General features: G+C 50.3%; 23 protein-coding genes. 6 read left to right on the forward strand and 17 right to left on the reverse strand.

All coding sequences use genetic code 11. From position 1 onward, the window contains the following. The first annotated feature begins 272 nt into the window (after positions 1–272). Positions 273–1,643 (forward strand): APC family permease, encoded by a 1,371-nt coding sequence (locus tag ATW55_RS00815; protein WP_067711069.1) that lies wholly within the window; start codon positions 273–275, stop codon positions 1,641–1,643. Positions 1,644–1,813: 170 nt separating this feature from the next. Beyond that, positions 1,814–2,611, forward strand: a complete 798-nt coding sequence (locus tag ATW55_RS00820; RefSeq protein ID WP_235586937.1) for a G1 family glutamic endopeptidase — start codon at positions 1,814–1,816, stop codon at positions 2,609–2,611. A gap of 74 nt (positions 2,612–2,685) precedes the next feature. Here the strand turns inward: ATW55_RS00820 and ATW55_RS00825 are convergent, their stop codons facing one another. Beyond that, positions 2,686–3,546: an SDR family oxidoreductase gene (locus tag ATW55_RS00825; protein WP_067711072.1), complete on the reverse strand. Its 861-nt coding sequence runs from the start codon at positions 3,544–3,546 to the stop codon at positions 2,686–2,688. A 185-nt stretch (positions 3,547–3,731) separates the two neighbouring features. Between ATW55_RS00825 and ATW55_RS00830 the strand changes: the two genes are divergently transcribed. Continuing rightward, positions 3,732–3,995, forward strand: coding sequence for a hypothetical protein (locus tag ATW55_RS00830; protein WP_067711073.1), 264 nt, complete (start codon positions 3,732–3,734; stop codon positions 3,993–3,995). A 74-nt stretch (positions 3,996–4,069) separates the two neighbouring features. Beyond that, on the forward strand, positions 4,070–5,509 hold the full coding sequence (locus ATW55_RS00835; protein ID WP_067711075.1) for an MFS transporter: 1,440 nt from the start codon (positions 4,070–4,072) through the stop codon (positions 5,507–5,509). Here the strand turns inward: ATW55_RS00835 and ATW55_RS00840 are convergent. The 6 genes from ATW55_RS00840 to ATW55_RS00865 all read right to left on the reverse strand — a co-directional run bounded on the left by ATW55_RS00840 (position 5,506) and on the right by ATW55_RS00865 (position 12,032). Continuing rightward, positions 5,506–6,426: an acetamidase/formamidase family protein gene (locus tag ATW55_RS00840; RefSeq protein ID WP_067711077.1), complete on the reverse strand. Its 921-nt coding sequence runs from the start codon at positions 6,424–6,426 to the stop codon at positions 5,506–5,508. The two genes, ATW55_RS00835 and ATW55_RS00840, sit on opposite strands and share 4 nt — an antisense overlap. Then, on the reverse strand, positions 6,423–7,751 hold the full coding sequence (gene gabT / locus ATW55_RS00845) for a 4-aminobutyrate--2-oxoglutarate transaminase (protein WP_235586938.1): 1,329 nt from the start codon (positions 7,749–7,751) through the stop codon (positions 6,423–6,425). The genes ATW55_RS00840 and gabT overlap by 4 nt, the downstream gene beginning before the upstream one ends. A 33-nt stretch (positions 7,752–7,784) precedes the next feature. Beyond that, positions 7,785–8,342: a carbon-nitrogen hydrolase family protein gene (locus ATW55_RS00850; RefSeq protein ID WP_067711079.1), complete on the reverse strand. Its 558-nt coding sequence runs from the start codon at positions 8,340–8,342 to the stop codon at positions 7,785–7,787. Then, complete coding sequence (locus ATW55_RS00855; protein ID WP_067711080.1) at positions 8,339–8,833, reverse strand: histidinol dehydrogenase; 495 nt, start codon at positions 8,831–8,833, stop codon at positions 8,339–8,341. The genes ATW55_RS00850 and ATW55_RS00855 overlap by 4 nt, the downstream gene beginning before the upstream one ends. Positions 8,834–8,844: 11 nt before the next feature. Beyond that, positions 8,845–10,260: an APC family permease gene (locus ATW55_RS00860; RefSeq protein ID WP_067711082.1), complete on the reverse strand. Its 1,416-nt coding sequence runs from the start codon at positions 10,258–10,260 to the stop codon at positions 8,845–8,847. 152 nt (positions 10,261–10,412) lie between these two features. Further along, on the reverse strand, positions 10,413–12,032 hold the full coding sequence (locus ATW55_RS00865) for a methyl-accepting chemotaxis protein (RefSeq protein ID WP_067711084.1): 1,620 nt from the start codon (positions 12,030–12,032) through the stop codon (positions 10,413–10,415). A gap of 218 nt (positions 12,033–12,250) precedes the next feature. On the opposite strand from ATW55_RS00865, the gene ATW55_RS00870 reads away from it, so the two are divergent. Continuing rightward, positions 12,251–13,168, forward strand: coding sequence for an aldo/keto reductase (locus ATW55_RS00870; protein ID WP_067711086.1), 918 nt, complete (start codon positions 12,251–12,253; stop codon positions 13,166–13,168). Positions 13,169–13,266: 98 nt separating this feature from the next. Here ATW55_RS00870 and ATW55_RS00875 read toward each other — a convergent pair whose 3' ends face one another. Next, positions 13,267–14,700, reverse strand: coding sequence for a hypothetical protein (locus ATW55_RS00875; protein ID WP_067711089.1), 1,434 nt, complete (start codon positions 14,698–14,700; stop codon positions 13,267–13,269). 113 nt (positions 14,701–14,813) lie between these two features. After that, positions 14,814–16,136: a hypothetical protein gene (locus ATW55_RS00880; protein ID WP_067711091.1), complete on the reverse strand. Its 1,323-nt coding sequence runs from the start codon at positions 16,134–16,136 to the stop codon at positions 14,814–14,816. 196 nt (positions 16,137–16,332) lie between these two features. Between ATW55_RS00880 and ATW55_RS00885 the strand changes: the two genes are divergently transcribed. Beyond that, a complete protein-coding gene (locus ATW55_RS00885; RefSeq protein ID WP_067711097.1) occupies positions 16,333–17,904 on the forward strand; it encodes an APC family permease in 1,572 nt (523 codons plus the stop codon). A gap of 108 nt (positions 17,905–18,012) precedes the next feature. Here ATW55_RS00885 and ATW55_RS00890 read toward each other — a convergent pair whose 3' ends face one another. The 8 genes from ATW55_RS00890 to ATW55_RS00930 all read right to left on the reverse strand — a co-directional run bounded on the left by ATW55_RS00890 (position 18,013) and on the right by ATW55_RS00930 (position 25,328). Then, complete coding sequence (locus tag ATW55_RS00890; protein WP_153004959.1) at positions 18,013–18,285, reverse strand: MoaD/ThiS family protein; 273 nt, start codon at positions 18,283–18,285, stop codon at positions 18,013–18,015. Next, positions 18,282–18,701 (reverse strand): WD40/YVTN/BNR-like repeat-containing protein, encoded by a 420-nt coding sequence (locus ATW55_RS00895; RefSeq protein WP_067711103.1) that lies wholly within the window; start codon positions 18,699–18,701, stop codon positions 18,282–18,284. The genes ATW55_RS00890 and ATW55_RS00895 overlap by 4 nt, the downstream gene beginning before the upstream one ends. Positions 18,702–19,189: 488 nt before the next feature. After that, a complete protein-coding gene (locus tag ATW55_RS00905; RefSeq protein ID WP_067711107.1) occupies positions 19,190–20,575 on the reverse strand; it encodes a sensor histidine kinase in 1,386 nt (461 codons plus the stop codon). Then, on the reverse strand, positions 20,575–21,297 hold the full coding sequence (locus ATW55_RS00910) for a response regulator transcription factor (protein ID WP_067711109.1): 723 nt from the start codon (positions 21,295–21,297) through the stop codon (positions 20,575–20,577). The genes ATW55_RS00905 and ATW55_RS00910 overlap by 1 nt, the downstream gene beginning before the upstream one ends. A 138-nt stretch (positions 21,298–21,435) precedes the next feature. Further along, on the reverse strand, positions 21,436–22,068 hold the full coding sequence (locus ATW55_RS00915) for a nitroreductase family protein (protein WP_160327132.1): 633 nt from the start codon (positions 22,066–22,068) through the stop codon (positions 21,436–21,438). A 118-nt stretch (positions 22,069–22,186) separates the two neighbouring features. Then, entirely contained in the window at positions 22,187–23,467 is a 1,281-nt protein-coding gene (locus ATW55_RS00920) for an extracellular solute-binding protein (protein ID WP_067711111.1), read from the reverse strand. A gap of 102 nt (positions 23,468–23,569) precedes the next feature. Further along, the gene (locus ATW55_RS00925) at positions 23,570–24,382 is read right to left on the reverse strand and encodes a carbohydrate ABC transporter permease (RefSeq protein ID WP_067711112.1); all 813 of its coding nucleotides are present in this window, start codon (positions 24,380–24,382) and stop codon (positions 23,570–23,572) included. A gap of 13 nt (positions 24,383–24,395) precedes the next feature. Next, a complete protein-coding gene (locus ATW55_RS00930) occupies positions 24,396–25,328 on the reverse strand; it encodes a carbohydrate ABC transporter permease (RefSeq protein ID WP_067711113.1) in 933 nt (310 codons plus the stop codon). Positions 25,329–25,331 lie beyond the last annotated feature (3 nt).

Below are 25,331 nucleotides of genomic sequence, written 5' to 3' on the forward strand. Positions count from 1 at the left end.
TTTGGCCAACGAAACTGGAAATGAGATGGTTTGAACCTACCAATACCCAATTATTGGGGACAACTGCATAACTCATGATACAAAGATGACCGCCGCAAACCTCTAAAGAAAATTCCCTCTGAGTTTGCAAAAGAATCGATGCCCCGATATACACTGCTAACCTTCGATTTATTTTTCTAATATTGTAAACATATTTTTATCTATGATAATCTATTTCTAATATAGTCAGTGAACCACGAAATCACCCCACTCAGGACAAAAGAGGCGCTCCGATGAACAATACTACATCAAATAAATTGCAACCATCGCTTAGATTAAAACAGGTGCTCGCCATCGCGATCGCCGCAATCTCTCCAACCACCTCCATTTTTCTGGTCTACGGAGCAGGACTCTCCTCTGCCGGAACGGGGGTGTTCTGGGCGTTTTTAATTGGCTCTTGCATCGCCCTTTCCATGGCCTTTTGTTATGCAGAACTGGGCTCTGAATTTCCTGGAACAGGAGGCGCGTACACGATTGTCTATCGCGCTTTGGGAAGGCCATTCGGCTTTATTACAGCACTCTTATTTCTGATTCTCGGGGTTGTCATCACAGCGAGTATTCTCGTATCCGCAGCGACCTATTTAAATTCTTTGCTGCCATTCATCCCAGTCAATTGGGCGGCTGTTGTCATGATGGGAATCGTTACATGGTTTTCTCTAGAGCGAATTGGCGCAACGAGTTGGGTCGCCATGGTCATGTTGCTCATCGAACTCTTTGTGATTTTCGCATTTATCATTCTCGCCTTCATGAATCGGCATCACCCTATCTCCTTCATTCTGTCCCCGACAACTGTCAATGCCCACGGACAATCTACAGGGATAACTGCGGCCGGCTTATTCGCTGCAGTCGTACCAGCACTGTTTGCCTTAAACGGCTACGACTGGCCACTCTATTTTTCCGAAGAGACGTACCAACCTCGCAAAATTTTGCCAAGAGCCGTCATGATTGCGGTTCTCGCTTCCATCGTGATCGAAGTTCTTGCGGTCATCTCTTCAACATTGGCCATCCCTAATCTGGCGGATGCCATCTCATCAAGCGCGCCACTCACCTACATTGCCCAATCAAGCGCAGGTCATGTCGGCGCAACCATCCTGATTGTGGGTGTCATCATTGCGATGTTTGACACCGGACTCAGCGGAAATCTCGCCTATGCCCGCGTATATCTCGACACAGCTCGGCAAAACAGTTGGCCGTATCCCATCAATCAATTCTTTTTAAGCATCAACCGTCACAACGTGCCCAAATGGGGATTCGTGTTTCTAGGGGTGGGCAACGCCATTCTGTGCTATTTCACATCACTCAATAACCTCATCACTTTTACAGGTGTCATGATTGTCACTGTCTATCTCCTTATCGCACTCTCTTCAATCGTGAACCGGATCAAGAAGCGCACATCAGAACAACGATTTCGCATGCCCTTATGGCCGCTTCCACCCATCATCGCGATTGGCGGGGTCATTCTTTCACTCACTCAGCAGGCGTTGGGAGACTTGATAAAGACTGCCGTGATCGTGCTGGTGGCAGTCGTATATTGGTTTGCCTATCTTCGCATGAGACAAGACCACGCAAAGACCGATACCACAGATCCTGCCCTGCCGTCATAACCTTGTTGAACCCAATTGATTTTGAAATTTGGAAGGCTCACTTCGCCTTGGTCGATAAACTATTTTTTGTTAGATAGACGAACGGAGAGGATTCTTTTTTAGAATCCGCCTCATACATTGAATTTGGAATTCCTGCAGGAATCCAATCAATGATTGAGGAGTGTGTTGGTTTGAAGAAATTTGCATTGGGTTCGCTGGCAGTGCTCGCAACCAGCCTCTGTTTGACGTCCGTTTCCTTTGCGAGCACAATCCATTCGGCTCGCGCCATATCCCACGCACCGCGAATTTCATTGCGCTTGCCAAAAGCTGCAAAAAACAGCACGACTAGCTTTGGGTGGGCGTCTAGCAACTGGTCGGGGTATGCGATTACCGGCGGACCTTACAACAGCATCACAGGGTCATGGATCGTGCCAACGGTCCAACCGAGTAACAAATCAACGTACTCCTCAAGCTGGATTGGCATTGACGGCTTTAACAACAGCAGCCTGATTCAAACGGGCACCGAGCAAGACTATTACAATGGGAAAGCTCACTACGACGCATGGTGGGAAATCCTCCCGGCCGCAGAAACGGTGATCACCCCATCTTCTTATCCGGTGAAACCGGGTGATCAAATGTCCGCGGATATTCAAAATCTAGGCGGTGGAACCTGGTCGATCGAGATCCAGGACAAAACCCAAGGGTGGACATTTACGACGGATCAAGCCTATTCAGGTCCACAAACTTCCGCAGAGTGGATTCAGGAAGCGCCAACCGTCGGCGGTACTGTTGCTACACTGGCCAACTATGGGCAGACAACATTCGATCCCGGAACGGTCAACGGAGTCAATCCAGGTTTGGTCACAGCAGACGGCGGTGTGATGATTCAACACAACACCCAAGTGTCAACACCCTCTGTTCCTGACAGTGACACAGACGGCTTCAATGTTGCCTATGGATCGACATCTCCAGCCGCCCCCGCTTCCTAAAATTGGGCAAAGGCCACCTCGTCACGCGTTCTGCGTTGACGGGATGGCTTTTTTCACTCGCAATAAGACGCTTCTCAACTGCCTACAATCACGCCGCCGTTAATATGAAGCACCTGCCCGGACATATAGGATGAATCATCCGAAGCCAAATACACGTATGCCTGCGCCAGTTCGTACGGTTGACCCGCGCGTTTCATTGGCGTATCTGACCCAAACAGCGCGACATCGTTTGCAGCAAAGGTGGACGGAATAAGCGGAGTCCAAATCGGACCCGGCGCCACCGCATTCACTCGTATGCCTTCGCCGACAAGCGATTCCGAGAGCGAGCGCGTAAACGACACAATCGCTCCTTTGGTTGATGAATAATCAAGCAACTCCTTGTGGCCTTGATACGCGGTGATCGACGTCGTATTAATGATCGCACTGCCCGGTTTTAAATGTGGAAGCGCCGCTTGCGTCAGAAAAAAGAAGGAAAAAATATTGGTCCGAAACGTGCGTTCCAGTTGCTCCTCCGTGATGTCCAAGATACTTTTTTGAGGATGCTGCTCTGCGGAATTATTGACGAGAATGTCAAGGCGGCCATATGAAGCGATCGAACTTTCAATCACTTCTTTGCAAAATAAAGCGTCGCCAAGATCGCCTGCCAAAAGAAGGCAACGCCTCCCGAGCGATTCGACTTGCGCTTTGACAAACTTGGCGTCATCGTGTTCGCTCAGATAGACAATCACAAGATCTGCCTCTTCTTTCGCGTACGCGATGGCTACGGCGCGACCAATTCCACTGTCTCCTCCCGTGATCAGTGCGACCTTTCCCTGCAGCTTCCCTTCGCGCTGCCAGGTGCGTTCAAATTGTGGACGCGGTGTCATCTCTGATTCGATGCCGGGTTGATGATTCTGATGTTGAGGGGGAAACGTGTTTTGCGGTTGATTCTCCATATCGCCAAATCCAGCTCCTCATGACCCATTTAAAGGTAACGTAACCAATGTTCTTTCTCCCCATCCTGCTTTCGCCTCATTAAAAGCGTCGTTTTCCCGCAAACATCCCTTCGAACAAGTTGAGAGATTGCGACACATCCTGTATCGTGATGATGTAAATCGATTGATTCAGGAGGTGATCCTCCATGATTTTTGGGTTCGGGTTTGGCAATCCGCTCATCAGCCTTCTCATGCTCATAGGAACCAGTTTGATCAGTTATCTCATCTATCGCGCCACGCAGAAAAACAACCGCGCACAAACTCGCGCCACACGCGCTGAATTGCGCAATTTTTATTACGAGCAGCGAAGACGCGCCCGGGAGTTATCTGCGCAATTTGAACTGACGGATGAGGAGATCGAGCAAAAAATCGATCAAGAGATCGGATCATCGGATCATCCTCGCGACTAGTCCACCTCGCCAGACGCTGGTTCATGCACAGATTTTCCAGTGATTTTTTCGCACACCAGAAAGGATGCACCGCCGTGTCCACATCCGCGTCCATGAACGGGCAACAATCCATGCCAAAGCGCTGGCTCATCCTGCTTTCTGTCGGTTTAGCCACGCTGCTTTCGAGCCTGAACAACAGCATCGTCAATACCATTCTCCCACTGATCGGAAAAAAGCTTCAAATAAACCTCGGCGAATCGGAGTGGATCGTCCTCATCTATCTCCTTGTACTCAGCCTGCTCTTGTTGCCCATGGGCCGGTTCTCGGATCTGCTCGGCCGTCGGCGCATTTTCTTGCTGGGTTTTGTCAGTTTCATCATTGCATCTGCCATCTGCGGTCTTGCTCCTTCTTACGGACTGCTTATCTTCGGCCGCGGTCTTCTTGGCATCGCGGGTGCCATGCTGTTATCTGTTGGCCCTGCACTGCTCACCACGACGTTTCCGCCTGAAAAGCGCGGTCAGGCGCTTGGACTGCAAGCCCTGATGACCTATCTTGGACTGGCACTCGGTCCTTTAATCGGGGGTTGGCTTGCAGATACACTCGGGTGGCAATCCGTTTTTTATAGCGCCATCCCTGTTGCACTCGTCGCGCTCACACTCGGCATCCTATCGATCCCGCGGCAGACGCGCGCCAATCAGCCCGTTCCGACATGGTCAAACACACTGACCTTCATGGTCTCCATCAGCGCACTCGTCCTCTTGCTCAATCCCAGTGTCATTCACGCTCAACAAAGGCTATGGATGATCGCAATCTTCATTCTTCTCGTCACGACGGGAGGTTTGTTTATTTTTCTGCAAAAGACATCCACCAGACCATTGATCGATCTGCGGCTGTTTCGCGTTCACAATTTTCGATACGGAAACACTGCTACGATCCTCAACTATCTGTGCTTTTTTCTGGCGCTTTTTTTACTGCCATTCTACATGACCAATATGCTCGCTTTCTCACCCACAAAAATCGGGCTGTGGCTCACCCTCATGCCAATTCTTATGATGATAAGCGCGCCACTCGCCGGCGCCTGGTCAGACAAAATTGGGTCACGTGTGCTCTCCTCCGCCGGGATGATCTGCAGCACGCTTGGACTGCTCGCTTTCGCGGCGCTTGGCGCCTTTTCACCGCATACAATGCTGAATCGCATGGATCTCATGCTCGGTCTCGTTCTCTCTGGTCTTGGCACAGGCCTTTTCGCCGCACCCAACAACGCAGCCATCCTGCGCTCTGCGCCCCCGGCCCAACAGGGCATGGCGTCAGGTACACTCGCCACGTGCCGCTATCTCGGAATGATGGGTGGAATCACTGTTGGCGGGTCACTTTTTAACGCGATTGACCTGTACCTAGGTGGCACAGGTCAATCGTCAGCACTCACATTTTTGCACACATTCATGATCGTCATGGGAATCGGTGTGTTCTTTGGCGTCTTGGGATGGATCGCAAGCATGATGATGCGCGAACCATCCGCTGCAAAACCTCGCTAGCGAAGTGCTCCGTGCGGCAACATGGCGTGAACGCCCTTTACGCCATTGACAATTTGTGTGACTTGTAAATCAACCACCAAGCTCGCCAATGCCAGCGCTTCTGCACGCTTATAGCCAAACTGTTCTCCCATCATATCGAGCATCCCGTCAAGCGCCATCATCGTCGCCTCGTTCAGATCTTCGTGAAAACCAAACGCGATCCAGTGCGTCGGCGTCTTTGCCCGCGGCATCGACAGTCGCATCTCATCATGCACGATAAATGTCAAATCAACCTCATCCATCGGACACTCAAGCGCTGGCACCGCCACCTCGCCATTTCCCTGCACGCCGTGCCCATCCCCCACAGAGAATAGACCGCCTGGCACTGCGACTGGGAGATACAAAGAGGTGCCCGCGATTAATTCTTTGCAGTCCATATTCCCTCCACAAAAACGCGGGGGATGGGTCGGGTGCCTTCCTGGTTCGGCCGGCGGCATCCCCATGAGCCCCATAAAAGGCCGCAAAGTCACTTTATGCCCAAGCTGGCTTACCGCTGTCATCCGCTCTGGATCAATCGTCCAGTTCAAGAGACACGTTTTTACATCGACAAGTCCGAGACGGCGATTGACCGGATGATCAAACCCGCCAGCGCGCGTATAACCCCACTGTCCCGGTCTGATGGCATTGATGCGCACCTCAAGCGTTTGTCCCGGTTCCGCGCCTTCAATCTTGACAGGACCGCACAGCGCGTGACCCGGTTCATTCGGTTCAAAACGCCGTCTCGTCCCATCTTCCGAAAATGGTTCAAGTCCATACCCCGCATCGAGTGTTTTAAATCGTACGGTATCACCGGACATAATGGTTAAAACTGGGGGGAGATCCACCGAAAAATGTCCATGCACCGTACCCTGCTTCGGTTCGAGTGAGTGAATCGTCATCTTAGTTCCTCTTCTGCCTCTTTCACGGCGCGCGCGATCACCTGGAGTCCTTGTCGGAGCAAATCCTCCGAGATCACAAGCGGGAAGAGCAGGCGAATCACATTGCTGTACACCCCAGCCTTTACGGTAATAAGACCATATTCCAGACATTTTTTCGTAACGAGCGCCGTCGCCTCTGAATAAGGTTCTTTCGTCTCTCGATCCTTGACCAGTTCAATCGCGATCATCGCACCTTGACCGCGCACATCGCCGATGATCGTGCTTTGCTTTTGCAGTTCCCGAAGAAATGAGACACACTGCTGCCCAAGTGTTTCTGCGCGGGCAGGGAGCTGTTCGCGCTCCATCACTTCGATCACCTTGAGCGCACCGGCGGCGGCCAACGGATTCCCACCGTACGTGCCACCCAAAGATCCAACCGGCGGCGCATCCATGATATCCGCTTTTCCGACAACCGCAGCAATCGGAAGTCCCGCTCCCAGTGATTTGGCCACAAGAATCAGATCCGGGTCGAGCGCCTCGTAGTGCTCTGCAGCAAACATCTTTCCCGTTCGTGCAAAGCCCGATTGAACCTCATCTAGAATAAACACGATGCCGCGCTCGCGACAGACATTTCTCAGCAATGGAAAGAAATTGGGAGGTGGTACAATAAATCCACCCTCACCTTGCACAGGTTCAACGATGACGGCCGCCACCTGGTTGGCGTCAACGTAGGTTTCAAACGCTTGAACAATCGTCTCCACCGCTTGTTTCCCTAAGTCCTGTCCAGCGAGTTCACTGCGATACGGATTGGGAAATGGCATGCGATAAATCTCAGGTACAAATGGACCAAAGCCCGTCTTATAGGGGTTTACCTTACTGGTTAGAGAAATACCCAGCATCGTGCGCCCGTGAAATGCCCCTTCAAACGCAATCAAAGCGGAGCGCCCTGTGAAACTGCGCGCAATCTTGACCGCGTTTTCAACCGCCTCAGCGCCCGTGTTTACAAGAAGCGCCTTCTTGTCCCCGGCGATTGGAGCGATTCGGCAGAGTTGCTCCGCCAATTGAAGATAGGGCTCATTCATCGTTACGTGAAAGCATGTGTGAAACAGTCGATCAGCCTGATCTTTGATCGCCGCGATGACTTCTGGATGGCTGTGACCGACGTTCATCACGCCAATGCCTCCGGCAAAGTCGATATACTCCCGCCCTTCCTCATCCCACAGTTTCGCGCCCTCTGCCCGCACAACCGCAATTGGATTTTGCACCGAAACACTCTTTGTGATGTATCGCTCACGCAGTAGCGCATTCGCTTCTCTCTTCGTTTTCATGATCATTGGTTGTGTCATTCACAATTCCCCCAAAGTAAAAAATTACTGTCCTCACAGTTGATACAATTCTGGACGGCGAAAGCGGAAATAGTTCAGCGTTTCATCCAAATCATGCAGGTCTGACAAACGTAGGTCACACGTTTTTAATCCTGGTCTGTCGTCTGCCTCCACGAGACACGTTCCATTGGGGTGAAAAACGCATGATCCACCACAAAATTCATCGCCATACTCTTCTCCGATACGATTAACCGTAGCGGCAAATGCCCTATTCTCAAGTCCGCGAGCTGCTGTGTATATTTGATGCCACGATCCGTACGGATGCCCGAAAATAATCCAGAGTTGCTCGGATTGCGCCAATGCATGAATCTGGTTTATCCACTCGAGTTCATCATCGGGTGTCGGTCGACACGGCCATCCCTTTGCGTAATACCCGGTCACATAGAGTTCTGGAAATACCAACAAGTCTACTTTCTCATTTCGCATTCCCGCCTGTTTGATATACGTATTCATTTGCTTAAGCGTCTGCGCAACATCCCCGAAAATAGGCGCATCTTGGACAAGCCCCAAACGCATCGTTCTCTCAGTGGAGCGGTCATCGTTGTTCTTCATATGGTCGCACCTGACAATCGAGCAGCCGCAGACATCGCATGTCCAACGAGTCCCTCAATCTGCGACTGACGTGACGCGTGACGCGCTAAAACATCCATGCCGGATCCGCTCACTTCCTGATGTGTCACCACTTTGAGATAGGTGCCTACCCAGAGTCCACCCGTATAACGTGCCGCAGTGCGCGTCGGGAGTGTGTGGTTCGTGCCAGACAATTTATCAGAAAAGACCACAGAACTCCCGGCGCCAAGAAAGAGCGATCCATAATTTGTGAGTTGTTCCATGAGCGAACGTGGTTGTGCAGCATGCACGTGCAAATGCTCAATCGCGTACGCATTGCAAACTGCAATTGCTTCTTCCATGTCATCAGCGACAATAACTTCGCGAACGGCGACTTCTCCGCGAAGCTTGATGTCACTCAAAATCGCACTCACGGTGTTTTTGACAGAGGCATCTTCTGCATCCATTTGTTGTGCCTGTTTCACATACCGCATCCCTCCACCCCCTAGTCAGCAAGCGTTTGTGCGGCTACATCCAAAACAGAGCGATCTTTCCGCCCGAGCCACAGCGCGTAGAGATAACTGAAGACCACAATGCCGAGAACGATATAGGGAAATGTGTTATACGGCGACGGCTGTCCCGGTTGTACAAGCCCCCACAGCGACCACAACAATACGAGCAAACCGATGAGCGGCACCATGCCGTGAGTCCAGACGCTAAACTGAGAACGATTGTTTTTCCACATGTAAAACGGCAAAGCAATGTTTGCCAAAAGATACATGAGAACGATTGGAATCGTGCCGAGTGACCCCATTTCCGCGTAAAATGTCATCGGCTGCATATTCCATCCGATGATGATGATCAATCCCAGCGCGACGATAAGATAAGTCAATAGCGCGACATGCGGTGTTCCGTATCGTTTGTTGACACGACCAAAATAGTGCGGAATCAAGCCTTCGCGGCCAGCGTGAAAAATGATTCTCGACTGTGAATTCGCGGCGGCAATCGTACACGCAACAAGACTTGTAAAACCTACGATATCAATCAAAAAGACACCGAAACTCCCGAGATAGCGCTGTGCGAGTGTGTTAAAAGGCGCTGGATCATTTGCCAGTGTCTGCAAATGTGCACTTCCATAGCCCTCAATCGCGGCGTATGTACTGAGCACATAGAGAACGGCAACGATAAAGATTGCAAAAAACACCGCCCGAGGGATGTTTTTTCGAGGATGAATGACCTCTTCGGCGAGCGGACCACTGTTTTCAAAACCGACAAAGCTAAACACAAGTAAAGGGAAGGCGAGACCGAGTGACTTCAATCCACCACTGATATGGTTTGGCAAAAAAGGACCAATGTGCAGACCAGCCGCGCCACCTTTGAAAAGAATCACCACTGAAAGAAGAAGGAGCACAATCGCTTCTGTAAAAAACAAACCGACAGCCCAAGAAGAGGAGACTTTAATCCCACGCACGACCAGATATGCAATGAGCACCGAACCCGCAATCGTGATCAGTTGCCAGGGGACGGCAAGATGAAAATTCTGTTGCAACACAGCGGATACCCAGCCACCGATTTCGATAATAATCGGAGTGATCGCCAGAATATAGCCAATGGAGACAGTCACCGCGAGAGCAATTCCCACGTAGGCCCCAAACGTCCGCGATACGAACGTAATGAACGATCCGGCGCTTGGAATTTCACGCGAGAATGCAGTCAATGTGTTACCCACCGTCAGAATTGCAACCGCCGCCACCAACATGCCAAGCGGAGAAGCTTCACCCGTCGTGCTTGCCAAGAATGCGATACTAAAAAAAATGCCTTGTGCAGGTCCGACATTGGCAAGTGTCGCGATGATCATATGGAGTAATCCAATTTGACCCTTGCGCAGAGAAGGTTTTTCTGCCACCGCGAGTTGCGCCACACGCATCCCCCTCTGTGTTCGCGTATCGTACATAGTACTATGTATGCAATCTACCAGATCCAATGTTATAAATAAACAGTTTTTTCTGCATCGCGCCAATGCGCGTATTTTTCGTGCAGCCATCATTCACGTATTTTCTTGTCATCATCAAGCTAGACTTGAAATCTCGCAATAAGATTCTGCAACTGAGCGGACATCGTCAAAAGCAGTGCCGCAGACGCACTCACTTCTTCCATCGCAGCGAGCTGCCCTTCTGCCTCATGCGTGACTTGCTGAGATTCAGCATTCTGATTTTCAATAACGTTTGAGATTCTCCCCATTGAAGAAACGATCTCATTCGAATTCCTTGATAACACTTGGATGGCTTGTGTGATAGTCTGAATTTCACCGACGACGAGATCGACAGAATGTTGAATCTTGGCAAACTCGTCTCCAGCCCGATGAATGTCATGAATGCCCGTTGTGACCTCTTTCATCGTTGCACCTGTCGCCTGCACGATCACATCCGTCTCATTTTGAATGGTATAAATGACTTCCGCGATATTTTGCGCCGATTTCGCAGATTGTTCCGCAAGCGTTTTCACCTCGTTTGCAACAACGGCAAACCCTTGCCCTGAGTCTCCTGCGCGCGCCGCTTCAATGGCTGCATTCAACGCAAGCAAATTGGTGCGCGAAGCCAAACTGGCAATCACGTCGACGATTTGGGAAATTTCCTCTGAGCGTTTCCCTAATCCGGCAACCGCTTTTGAAAGACCTTCCACCGTTGTGTGGATCGACGTGATTTGCCCTATCGCAGTGTGGATCAAACGATTGCCATGTGCTGCCACTTCAGAACTCAGAATGGATTGATCTGTCACTTGATGCGCCTTCTCAGCGATTCGCTGAATCTCGACTGACATCTGATTCATCGCGTCTGCGCTTTGGTCAATCGCCGCCGCCTGTTGTTCTGAACCTGTCGAAACTTCCTGGATGATAAGCGCGATGTGCTCTGCCGCATTTGTCGTGGCTTCAGCCGTGTCTGTCAGTTCTTCAGTGGCGGATGCAACTTGCTTTGCACTTTTTTCAACTTGTTGCAGAATGTCTGCAATGCCCAGACACATTTTATTGAGTTCAAACTGGATCTGCCCAAATTCATCTCGCGATTTCGGTGACAGTCGAGACGTTAAATCGCCTCTTCCAATCATTCGCAAGAAATGACTCCATGTGCGATAGGCGCGTTCAAAGGCGAGGCGATCCCACAGCATAAGTGCTGTAGCGGCAAGCAATGCGAGACTGGATACGTAGAGTCCCACACCGTAGCGATCCAGCCAGATTTCAAGCAAGCCAATCATTTGCAGAACCAAGAAAGGTACGCCTATTTTAAAATGGCGGCTCACCCCTTTTAATATTTTTCCAGAACGGAGCGTATAGACTTTTTTATCGTGGAGATAGACAGGGGTAGATACATCCATCAATTGTTCACCTGTATTCCTCGCATAGAGAAACGCGCTCGTTTGCGAAACAGCTGCGCATTTCAGTCCAATCGGATCCTTGAAATAGATCCCTTCGCGAAGGCGATTTGTGTGGATTTCACCATAACTATCTTCCCTGACGAGTACAAAATACTCTAGTTCACCGAGGTTTTGATCCATGATGGTGCGTATCTCTGAACGCGCATCGCCCGTTAATTCATGGTACTTCTGTAAAATCGATTCGATTTGGCGAGCTGTTCGTTCAACGACGAGGACCTGTTTTTTTGAAGGATTTTTCCCTGGTGACCGTTCATTCTTCATAGCCATTCCACCTATAGCGATGTGTGCAGTACGTTATCATTTCGTTTTTACCTAACTGGTGACATTATACCCCGAAAATTCCAATTTGGAAGATAGGCAAGCAATTTTAAGAAGAGACTCGCAAGTCACGCGGATCCTATCCTGGCATGATGTTTGAGAATCTTCCCCGAATATGTCACAATTCAAGATAAATCTTGAACGATGAGGAGAAACGATCTGTGAAAAAAATCAAACTTGGCACGAGTTCACTAGAGGTGCCTGTCGTCGCGGTGGGTTGCATGCGAATTAACTCGCTAGACAAAAAGCAGGCAGAAACGTTTGTTCAAACCGCACTGGAAGAGGGTGCGAACTTCTTCGATCACGCGGATATCTACGGGGGAGGCGCCTGCGAAGAGATCTTTGCTGACGCAATTCAAATGAACGGTGACATTCGCGAGAAAGTCATTCTTCAATCCAAAGTCGGCATCCGCAAAGGATCCTTTGATTTTTCTAAAGAACATATTCTCGAGGCGGTCAACGGTAGCCTGAAACGTCTCAAAACGGACTATTTGGATGTGTTGCTCCTTCATCGACCAGATGCGTTGGTAGAACCCGAAGAGGTGGCAGAGGCGTTTGATCAGCTCGAACGCTCCGGCAAAGTGCGCCATTTTGGCGTATCAAACCAAAAACCGATGCAAATTGAGCTTCTTAAAAAGCATGTCAAACAACCTCTCGTGGCAAACCAATTGCAACTGAGCATTACGAACGCGACGATGATATCAAACGGGATCAATGTGAACATGGAGAATGACGCCGCAATCGATCGCGACGGCAGCATCCTCGATTATTGCAGGCTTCATGACATCACGGTTCAACCGTGGTCACCCTTTCAATACGGATTCTTTGAAGGCGTATTCCTTGGCAGCGATAAGTTTCCAGAGTTGAACCGCGTCATCGATGCCGTCGCGGCAAAATACGGAGTCAGCAACACCACCATTGCCATCGCATGGCTTCTCCGCCACCCGGCAAAAATGCAGCCCATCACGGGCACGATGAATCTTGATCGAATCAAAGACTGCTGCAAAGCGAGCGATATCACGCTTACGCGCGAAGATTGGTATGAGATTTACCGCGCGGCGGGCAACATTCTTCCCTAAGTAAGCCGGTTTTCAAAAACAGCCTCTCCCTGCAAGGGATCGAGGCTGTTTTTGAATTTGCAAGAGGTCAGACGATTGCGTGCTTCCCCCTTACCCCTTCAATATGTCGCAGAAGAGACAGCCATGTGGAACGCCTGAAACGCATGTCTCACACTGTAGACGTTGTACACGTCACGGCCAAATGCCCAATAAAGGTGTGAGAAGTGACCGGCAGGCGTATTTTTCACTCCCATGTAACCGTGCGTTTCTGGCAACAGGTGTGTATGCAAATAGGCGACCATTCGTTTCGCCAGTGCAAGATCAGATGATGCAGAACCTGCCTCCACATCAAACGTCCACAACCCCTCGTGCCAGCGCACGATTCCGAGGTCACTGTAAATTTTCCCTACAATACCGTTGCCAAGCGATACGGCGCGCGACGTCATCCCAGCGAAATTCGGCGGCGCCGACATTTGTTTGATAAACTGCAGCGCAGTCGGATTTCCCGTAAAGCGCTGTACGCCAAATGACGCGATTGGATTCGTATCGCCGCGCTTTGATCCCGAGGGAGACAGAGTGATTGTGTACTGGTTTTTCTGTACCTGTGTCTGCACCTGGATCGCAGACATTTCACTCGCTGTCATGAGAAAGTCAGTCGGCGCGAAAAGGGGAAGATTTATCGTCGGCGTTTGTTGCAAGGATGTTAACGCGCGCGAGATGGAGGCTTTGAAAACTGCTTCTGGTGCACCATGATAAGGTGTCATGCTCACCGCCATCCTCGCGGCGGACAGTGCGTGGTGATAATCCCAGACGTTGTAAACCACATTTCCCACCGCGTACGAGAGGTTCGTGTGCTGCCCATCGCCGGCGTCGATCACCGTCATGAGTCCGTGAGTTTCAGGCAACAGGTGTGTGTGCAGATAGCGCACGAGTTGCATCGCCGTACCCTTGGCAAAAATCATTCGCGTATCCTGCACTTGAAAGAACCATTCCCCTTCGCGCCAATCGATCAAGGCGATGTTGCGGCCTGTATAGACAGAACTCCAGATGCCAAGCCCCAGATTCACCCTCGATGACGCAAGATGCTGCGCTTCTGGATTAAGGTAGCCATACCCGTGAGCATTCACAGACTGTGGTGTCACCTCAACCTGTTGCAGTGCCTTTGCGGCCGTGTTAAACTCCGTCGCGCCAAACCCGCCAATCAGCCCGGCAAGGCCAGTGTTTGGCGGTTGATCGAGCACTGGGCTGTTGAGCCCTACTGGGGTTTTGGACAATTGCAGACTGACATGGTACTGATTTGCCGTTGCAAAGGCTGTCGCGGCGAGATAGGCCTTGCCGCGAGCGCCATTTCCATTTCCTGCAAACAGTGGCGCCATTAAGGGGATGTCACTTCGTTTTTTTACGTATTGCATCGCTTGCGTGACCACTGGGTTATAGACAGGTGCCGTTTTCGCGGTGACCGACGCGGCGAAAGCGTCAAAACTTGGTGCAAACGCAGTCGTGCAGACAACGGTCGCGATGAACAGTGAAGAAAACGTGCGTAAAGGTTTCATGGCTACTCTTCTCCTATTGTCAATCCTATAGATACAAAGGATTGACGAGACAGGAAACGCTTTGGTTTCAACCAATTTTATTTTTCATCCGTATCGCGCCTTCATGGCGCCCGTCAGCCCTTGATCCGATAGATTTTGCGCGGCCTCCCTTTTGTTGTCGGCGTTTCATGTCCGACGACTTCAGCCAAATCATTGCCATGCAGAGAGGCCAAGATCTTCCTCGCGTTTCGCTCGGACATTCCCAAAATCTCAGAAACAACCGCTGCTGTAATACATTTTTGGGCAGATGCCTCTTGCACCGAGAGCATCCTCTCAAACGTCACAATACTTAGCTTCGCATGGTGGAGTCGCTTTGATAGCTCCTTATCATCCGTACGAAACTTAATCGTCGCCTTGTTCAAATTTTGAAGAGGACCGTGAAGGGCGCCCGTTTCATCCACGAGATACATGCATCCGCCGTGTTCGACATGCTCGGCATGATTCAACGCGAGTCGCGCGTTTTTTTCAGCCTCAATCGCCGTCGTACCATACCCCATCCCGATGTTGGCGGCAAGCTTTGTAAGTCCGGTGATCTGCTGCAAAAGCTGATTCGCGCGATCCATTTGATTTTCAACGATGCCTCGCGTTGAAAAAATCATGAATCGTCCGTTGCCTATCGAGACAAACGTCCCCAACACCTGCTCCGTATAGTCCAAAAGAAGCCCTTGCGTTTTTAAATACGTGCGATAGATATCATAGAAAGCGTGATTTTGATTCATCAATTGGTTGAAATTCGATACTTGCACGATCTGAATGGCCACTTGACTGCGCTTGAACTGCTCTGATTTTATCTCATGCAGCAAAGCGGTCAACTGATGAATCACCGATTTTTCGCGATATGGCAAAAAGAGAGACGGAAGGCGTGCCGCCTGTAACCTCTCAACAACAAGACGGCTCCCCGAGATGCACAGCACACGTCGATCTCGGCCATTGACTTGATGAAACGTGAGCAGATCCTCAAATCCATGTTCCAATTCACTCGAGAGAGGCCTTTGGTATCGATAAACATGCTTTAGATGCGGCAGTGCGACAAGTGCATCCTGCACTTCTTCATCACACATGCTATCGACGCTTACCGCTTCGACTTGGTCTCCACTTTCTCGTTCATACTGCGCGATCACCGCGACCAATGTAAGAGCGTCACGCGATACAACGCAGGTTTTGGGAAGTGCCGCACGCGTTGCGGCGAGATGACACGCCAATTCATCCGAATAAATCCAAGCGTCCATCTGGTCAGGCGTTTCAAGCGCATCATGTTCTATGGTTTCAAATCGCTCATAAGAATGCTCGTGAAGAACAAATTCGTCCGTCGGCAATGTGCTCGGGTGCATTTCCAACAGTTGCCTCAGTAGCGCAAGAAACTCGTTTGACCCAATCACTGCAAGATGAATTCTCATGCTTTGCCTCCGCCTACATCCAGTCTCCAAGCATTTACTTCGAAATCCGATCCATCAACCACTATACCATTCGAAAATCGCGAGCACAGCCGAAGTAAAACCATGTAAAAAGTGGATTGACAGATTGCGTGAATAGACTGTAGTTTAGATTAAAGGGTGTATTACGGAATAATTCCTTAAATAAAAGGGGATTTCAATGAACGAAGACAGATTGTTAAAAAAGCGGCTTGGCGTTTGGTCGCTGGCAGCCGCCTCGCTGGGAGGCGTGATCGGCTCCGGTTGGCTATTTGGCGCGATGTACGCAGCGCAAGCCGCCGGACCAGAATCGATCGTGGCTTGGATTGTCGGCGCAATCGCGTTCGGGCTCGTCGCGCTCGTCTTTTGTGAACTGGCTATCGTCAAACCGGAGTCAGGCGGCTTGGTGCGCTATCCGATGTACACCAACGGTTCACTCGTCGCATCCATGGTGGGCTTTGGAATATGGCTCGGATATGCGGGAAACCCGCCGACTGAAGCCTCTGGGATCGTGCAATACCTCTCAAGCTTTATTCCAGGTGTCTATAACGGTTCCACCTTGACCTTTTCTGGAATTCTTCTAGCCATTGTTCTCATGATCGTGTTTGTGCTTGTAAACTACTTTGGCGTACACATTTTCGCGAGAGTCAATCTCGTTGTCACGATCATCAAATTCATCGTTCCGACGCTAACACTGCTTGCGTTTTTCATGTCAGGCTTTCATCCGCAAAACTTTACGGCATACGGTGGGTTCGCGCCGTACGGTTGGTCTGCAGGGCTTAGTTCCATTGCCACAGCGGGAATCGTGTTCGCCTATACTGGATTTCGCGCCGCAGTCGACCTCTCTGGAGAAGCAGCAAACCCGCGCAGGGATATCCCGCGCGCCGTATTGCTCGCCATATTGGTTGCAATGGTCCTTTATATTGGTTTGCAGGTTGTTTTCATCGGCACCGTCCCCACCGCCTCTCTCGTAAAAGGGTGGCACGGCGTCAATTTCAACTCTCCTTTTGCACAAATCGCGATGTCCTTAAACCTCATGTGGCTGTATTGGATGCTTATGGCAGATTCGATGATTTCCCCTGCCGGATCAAGCCTAGTCTACACCGCCTCCAATTCCCGGGTCGTGTTCGGCCTCGCAAAAAACCGCTTTTTCCCGTATTATTTCGCGAAAATCAATGAGAAATACGGCGTTCCCACCCGCGCGCTCATCCTGAACTTTATCGTCGGCCTTTTGTATCTCTTTCCTCTCAAAAGCTGGCATAACATCATCTCGACGACAGGGGCACTCGGTATCTTCACCTATTCAGCAGGCGCCGTCTCAGTCCTTGTGTTTCGCAGAATGGGCATCACACAGGCAGACCAGCGCATGAGAGCGATGCACGTTGTTGCGCCACTCGGATTTGTCGTCGGATCCCTGATCATCTACTGGGCGAGTTGGGGAACGCTTCAGACCACCATTTCCCTTCTCTTTATCGGACTCGTTCTTTATGCCATCTCGTTTTTCGTCAACAGGTACGGAAAGCGCGAATTGATTGGCGGTACTTGGCTTATCGTCTATCTCATCGCGATCTTTGCTCTCTCTAAAATAGGCAGTTTTGGCGGGCTAAACATCATTCCTGCACCGTGGGACTCCGTTGTCGTGGCCATTGTCTCTCTCATATGCTTTTATTGGGCAATTTCCTCTGGCACAAAATTCATGAATATAAAACACGCAGGCAGCTCAGACGCGCAAGAATTCATCTCCGAAGCCTGATTGAAATGACAAGGAATCCGTGAAGATACCTACTCGAAGGTCATCTTCACGGATTCCTTCATTCGCAAATTCAAACATACCTCAAAGCCATCAGAGTAACGCAATGGCCTACCCACCCGAAATGGCCTTTAAAATCCACACCTCGGCCCCATCCATCACCGCAGTCGAAACGTGCGCCCGCGTAGGTAGCCGAAGCCCTGCGACAAAAACACTGAGATGCACCCGAAAGTGTCCGTCCGGCTCGGCGATCCACGACGCCATACCGGGGTACTGGAAATCAAGCGCTTCCAAAATTTCCGCACAACTGCGAGCGTTGACCCTCACCATTGGGGATGCAGCAAATTCACCAGCGAGATCAAATGGCAAATGTACCGTAATCATTCTTCAGCAACTGCGACGACCGAATAAATTCGCGGCAAGTGTTCAGCCAAGAGGCGCCAATGCTCACCTTCATCACTTGATCCATACACGGCGCCTGAAGTCGTACCGAAGTACAGACCGAGCGGTTCCCCTGCGTCTGAGGTAAAAGCATCCCTCAAAACACTTGAAAAGGCTTCTTGCGGGAGTCCACTCTTTCGCGGCTCCCAATGCTGTCCACCGTCGCGGGTGCGGTACACCGCGAGCGCGTGATCTGGCGCAAAGCGCGGCCAACGGTTGATCGGCAGCACGTAGGCACGCTCTGGGTCGCGCGGATGACCCACGATTGGAAAGCCGAAGTCTGAAGGCAACTGTGCGCCGACAGACAGCCAGTGATCACCACCGTCATCCGTTCGATACACCCCACCGTGATTCTGCAACCAAATTCGCCCCTCTTGTGTCGGCGAAACAATCCACTCGCCTCAACGCCCGCATACAAAGTTTGGTCGTATGCCCAACGAATAGACCAAACGCGTGTCACACGCTCCGGGTCTTCCGCGTCATATTGAAGTCCGCCCCCACCTGTATCCCACGTTCCCCCCCATCACGCGATCTGCGGATGGATGGGCCGTAAAATTCGGAATTCACGCCAGCGAAAATAGTGCCTGTTGTCGGGTCATATGCGCTCGTATACACAGGATCGCCCAACAAGACAGGCTCTAGCGCACGCCACTCACCTTGTTGATCTTTCTTAAATCGAAAAAGACCTTTCGCAGTTCCCACCAAAAGATACACAGTCTCACTTCCTTTCGCTCAAAGCGTCAAATACGTATCGCATCACACTGGACAAGGCGCTCTGAATAATTCCATTCTAAAGGTTTTTTTTAATGATCGATACTCCTTGATGACAAAAAGGTTGGTAGTTACATTACACGATCATTCTGTCTGTTCGGTTTGCCGGCAGCGTGAACCCGAACGTCGATCCTTCACCCGTAGTGCTTTTCACAAAGACAGAACCGCCATGTTGTTCGACAATCTCTTTCACAATTGCCAACCCCAGACCAGATCCCCCTGTATCTCTTGAACGTGAATGATCCGCACGATAAAATCGCTCAAATAAAAAAGGGAGGTGTTCTGGTGCGATTCCCGGCCCGCAATCCTGAATCGCAACCTGTATTCCACCCCCACTTTCGCGAATTTCACGCAACGAACACGCAATCCATCCGCCATCCGGTGTGAATTTCATCGCATTCGTCAGCAGATTCACGAGAACTTGGGTCATTCTTCTGCGATCGACCAAAACCCTTACCGAATCAAGATCCGAATGGATCATACAGGTAATAGAGCGCATCTTGTATTCCGAATGATAGATCTCTCTGACATTCACAATCAGTTCTTTCAGATCAATCCACGAATCATTGAGTCTCCATACACCTGCCCGCGCATCACTCAACTGTTGCAAGTCATTCAACACAGCACCCATGCGTATCATTTCGTCGTACAAAACGGTGAGTTGTTCATCCTTCCATTCGCTGACCCCTAATTGCACAGCTTCGATTTGATTCGCGATAATAGTCATCGGAGTTCTCAACTCATGCATGACATCCGCCAACAATCTTTCTCTTGCCTCTTGCGCCATCGTTAAGTGAGCCTGCATCATGCGAAATGCATTCAACACCTCTGCGACTTCGCGATCTTCTCCCTTCGGTATGGGAAGATCGAAGATGTGTTCCGCAATACCTTTTGCGGCAGCTGTCAATTGTTCCAAAGGGCGCAGAACACGTCTTAGTACCTGGATGGCAATCAAGGTAGAAAGCGCAATCGCCGCGATAATACAGAATGCCTGTAACAGAGAAAAATAACTGAACAATTGATGACTCAATTGCGCGAGTGACGGCGAGACGGTAGGTCGGATAAACAGCGTACCCACCGAGTGATCCATCACGACAATGGGGCTTTTCAACCATGAAGAATGTGGTTTCGTGCTTTTGGGAAAGGCAACCAACACCCTACGATTCGAGACGATACTATACTGCGTTTGACCAAGTACAAGTCCATCGATAGGAAAAAGGGATTTTGGAGAGCGAATCGACCCCAAGAATGACCAAGAGTTGCCATGCTCCACGTATAATGCAGAGAGGATTCTTGCCCAGTCATCAACCTGATCCTGGCGTACGTGTTCCGCATAGACACTCAGTTCTTGATGAACCACAAGTTGCGATCCAGCAAAATCGGTAAGCCCTATCAAAATCGCCAGCAATCCAAAAAAAGAGAGCAACCGTCGCCGCAGCGAATAAAACCCCTTTGACTGCATCAGTTGCGGTCCACTGACGCAAGACTAACCATTTTATATCCCACGCTGTGTATGGTTTTTAAGAGACATAAAGAGTCGATCTGATTGAGCTTCCGCCGCAAATGGCTCATATGCGAGGTTACTTTATGGGCTGTAGCGTCATCCAGGAGTTCCCCTGACACAATCAGCCCAGCTGCATTTGCCAGTTCAGATTTGCTGCACACAGCCCCGCATTTTTGCATGAGAAGCTTCATCATCTGACTCTCCATCACGGTCAGGACCACTTCGTGAATCCCTGACCGCAAAGAAAGTGCTGATGAATCAAGCACGCAGTTGCCAACGCGAATCAGCGACTTTATATTTTCCGGCGCATCGCGCTGTCCCTCTCGCTCCATGACCAAACGGTTCACCCGAGCGAGCACTTCACGCAAACTGAATGGCTTTACAACATAGTCATCCGCGCCCTGATTCAATCCGTCGATGCGGTCTTGTTCACCCGCTTTTGCCGTGATCAATATGACATAAACGTCACGCTGTGATTTGACGGTCTGACAGATTTTCAAACCGTCAATGCCAGGTAACATATGATCTAAAAGAAGGACATCATACGTTTCGGTAAGCGCTTTTCCAAGCCCGGCATGCCCATCGTGCGAAATGCTGCATCGATGCCCACTCTGCTCCAAAAATAATCCCAGGATCTCTGCAGTTTTCGGCTCATCTTCAACAATTAGCACATTCGCCATGGAGATCGCCTCCTCATCGACAGCTGTGACCGTGAAGCGTACGGGGCGGAATCTATTTGAAGATTACCTCTTCTTTGTAAGCATTTCGTGAACAATCGCAAAAGAAATGGTAATGATCTCGTCACGCCATCCTGTTGATCAAATCCACAACGTCTTTTTCTCCCAACTGGTTCTCCTTCGCGTTATCTGTCGTTGATCGGAATAGCCTAAATAAATCGCCGCAACAAATGTCGCTCCACCTTCTACATTTAAAAACGATTTTACGCGTGGACCCTCAAAATACTCTGCCGTACGCCAGATCGCGCCGAGTCCAAGATCATGCGCACAGAGCAGAAAATTTTGCACAGCCGCCGCAGTCGCAGAGAAATTTTCACGCGCAGTCACAGGATCGCCTCCTTGATCTGAATACACACAGATAATGACAGGTGCACTTAAAAGCTTTCTACGTATCTTCTCGATCTCTAACGATTGGCGCACATCTCCCAATTTCTTGAGAGAAACCGCGACTCGATCACAGATCAATGTCCCGTGTTCCTCAGGCGCTGCTTCATGTTCGCCACTGGTTAGCGCAGACATTTGCTCGGCAATCGCCTCTGTCAATCGTATGCGGGCATCACCCAGCAAAACGCGAAATTGCCACGGCTCTGTCATGCGATGGTTCGGCGCCCAAGTCGCTGACTCCAAACACTTCTCTACCAATTCTCGATGGACAGTCTCATCCGAGAATTTTTTAATGCTTGACCGCGATTGAATGGCGACGAATGTTTCCATGCTGAATCCCCTCCAATAGAACTTTTTTTCTGCTTCGCACGCAGACGCCATTGCTTCAATCCTCGCTGCGTCTGCGTGCAAGCGTCATAAAACACACCTTCATCGTGATGATCAAAAATTAGAGTTGGGCACTTCCACTTAAATAAGCGTCAGCCTGTTGCTGCAGTTGAGTCAGCGCCATTTTTACACTCATTTGTCCAGTCACTGCCTTGTAAAAATATGAATCGAGCACAGACTGAACCTCATTGTATGCATTTGGAACAGGGCGAGGTATGGTGTAGGGTGAAGCCAGCTCAGAAATTGCCACACTCGTGCCCGGATGGGTTGCCTTGTAAGAGGCAGGGATATGCGACGCAGCGGATCTCGTCTCTGGCGGAAACCCAGAATGTTCGCCCCAATACACCTGCGGCCCATCACGAAACCACCACTTGATGAACGTTGCGGCTGCAGCGTCCTGCGCTTTGGTGTGATCCATCATCATCACAAACCCTAGTCCTTGAACCAAATTTGCGGTATGGCCTGATGATCCCTTGGGGTACGCAAAGACACCTACCGGGAAACGTCCATGAACAGCCTCAAGAATCTTCTCGTATCCTGCTGATGTGCCATCCGCCACGGCAATTTTCCCTGCACCAAAATCAGACCGGATATTCGCGCCATGCGCAAATATCATCTCATGCTTGGCGTACAGCGTTCGAAAATAATTGAAGGTTTCATAAGCTGCAGGAGAAAGGAAATCTGTTTTGTGCTGGTTTGAGCCAGGCAGAAAAAGTTGGCCTCCATTTGCGAGAAACGGCGGCAGAATATGTGCAGAAGAATCTTTGTAGGCTAAGGGGACCACCGTCGGAAACTTCCTTTTAATAATTGCAAGATCTGACGCCAGTTGTGCCCACGTCTCGGGAGTGGACTTGATTCCAGCTTGCCTAAACATCTTTGTGTTGTACGTCAATTGAGAGACTTTGGCGTCTGCCATTATGCGATAGTGCTGGTTTCCCACTTCTCCGTTTGACCAAACACTTGGATACATCTGTTTGGCACTCACTCCCCCTTTTCCCATGATGTATGGGTTAAGGGACAATAGCGCATGCGCGTTTAAAAACGATCCGTCATAGTGACTGATCTCAGCCAACACGGGTGGGTTGCCCGCTGCCAATGCGGCCAATGCCTTTGTGCTCGCTTTGGTGACATCAATGGTTACATGAATGCCTGGATGTGTGCGGTTAAACCAATTCACAAGATACGTCATGGCGTCTGCAACGGGACCGCCATTATGCGATTCCCAAAGTGTCACTTGTTGAATCGGTTGCGTCTGTGCCTGTACGGCACCTTGCGACGCATTCACGACACAATACGATCCTGCCGCCAGTGCCACCATCCAAGTTGTCCATTTCGCTTTCACAAAACTCCACCTCCATCAATGTATCCAACCATAACCACACTGTTTTCATTCACCCAACCCCTCCTGCAACGATCCCCCCTCTCACGACACCGTCTTTTGGTCTTATCCTTTAGAACCTTGCTCACCACCGGCGACTGCCGCAACAATGTGGTTTTGGGTAAACAAAAACACGATGATGATCGGCACAAGCGCCAGCAAAGCCGCAGACGCGAGTTCTCTCCAATTTGCCTGATAGGTTTGCATATAGCGGGTCAGCGCCAACTCGATGGGGGCAATCGCTGTCGTATCCGTCATAATCAGTGGCCATTGAAACTGATTCCAAGAAGATATAAATGTAAGCAGTGTAACTGTGGCGACCGCAGGACGTGCCAACGGCACCGCCACGCGCCTGATGTACGTCCACGTACGCACATTCTCCACGCGCGCGATTTCTCGATAACTGCGCGGAAGTTTCATAAAGTACTGGCGGAACAGAAAGATTCCGGATGTATTCGCGGTAAACGGCAGAATCAGTCCGGCGTACGAATTTAGCAGATGCAAGTGAAACATCACAACGTATTGCGGCACTAAGAGCGCCTGGCCTGGAAGCATCATGACGCCCAAAAAAAGATAAAAAACCGCATTTTTCCCCGGCATCCTGATTTCTGCAAGAGCGTAACCTGCCAGTGCGCTGCTTACCAAGACACTGGCAATCGTCAGCGAAGTGATCAACATGCTGTTGAAGAGATAGCGAAGCCAACTTGTCTGTGTCAAGACCACCCATAAGGCATGAAAATGAAACGCTGGCAAGAAGACCGGAGGCAAACTGTACGCCGCACCGCGCGCGCCCGTGGCGATGACAAACGTCCAATAGATTGGCGCGATAAAAAGGACTGCGATCAAGATTCGAAGGGCTAGAATCCAGCGATTTGACATACGGCATCTCCTCTCACCGATAAAAAACGAGTTTATCGGCTATCCACTTTTGCAAGAGTGTCAAGACTAGAATTAAGATAAAAAGGATCAGGCTCATCGCAGATGCAAGCGAAAAGTGTTGGTAAATAAATGCAGTTTGATAGATCAGGATCGAGTCCGTTGTGGTGGCAAACGCAGGCCCTCCTGCGCCACCGTGTGGACCTCCTGTCAACGTATAGATCTGCGAGAAGGTTTGAAGGGCGTTGATCGTTGCGAGAACGACAACGAAAAAAGTGACAGGACTCACGAGCGGCCAGATGACTCGGCGAAACAGATACCACGATTTGGCGTTGTCTAATTGCGCCGCTTCCATGACACTGCGCGGAAGTGTAGAGAGCGCACCGAGAAACAGCACGGTATAGAGCCCCAAAGAATGCCACAGACTGAAGATCATCACGGCTGGCATGGCCCAATGCGTGCTCCCTAACCATCCTGGCTGTGGGAGATGGAAGAAACCAAGCACTGCATTGATGAGACCGAATTGTGGATCGAATAACCAAATCCAGATGATTGAGGTAGCAACAACTGGGGTGACATGCGGTAAGAACACCATGGAACGCAGAGCAGAACCACCCCTTGATCGAATTCCCCCGCGCAAAAGCAGCGCAAGTCCGAGTGAAAGCATGGTTACCACAGGAACGATTACTGCTGCGTAGTAAAAACTGTTTGCCAGCGACTGCCAAAAAAGCGGCTGATGAAAGAGAATCACAAAGTTTTCAAACCCGACAAACGCGCTCTGTGACGTGAAGATATTCCAGTGAAAGAAAGAAATGTAAATGAGAAACGCTGCAGGGATGTAAAAAAATACAAGGAAGATAAGGATGCTCGGCATGAGCAGGCCAAAACCAACCCATGTTTCGGCGCGCCTGCGAAGGAATCTTTGTGAACGTGAAATCACAACAGACATGTT

Source organism: Ferroacidibacillus organovorans (assembly GCF_001516615.1).
GTDB lineage: Bacteria > Bacillota > Bacilli > Alicyclobacillales > SLC66 > Ferroacidibacillus > Ferroacidibacillus ferrooxidans_B.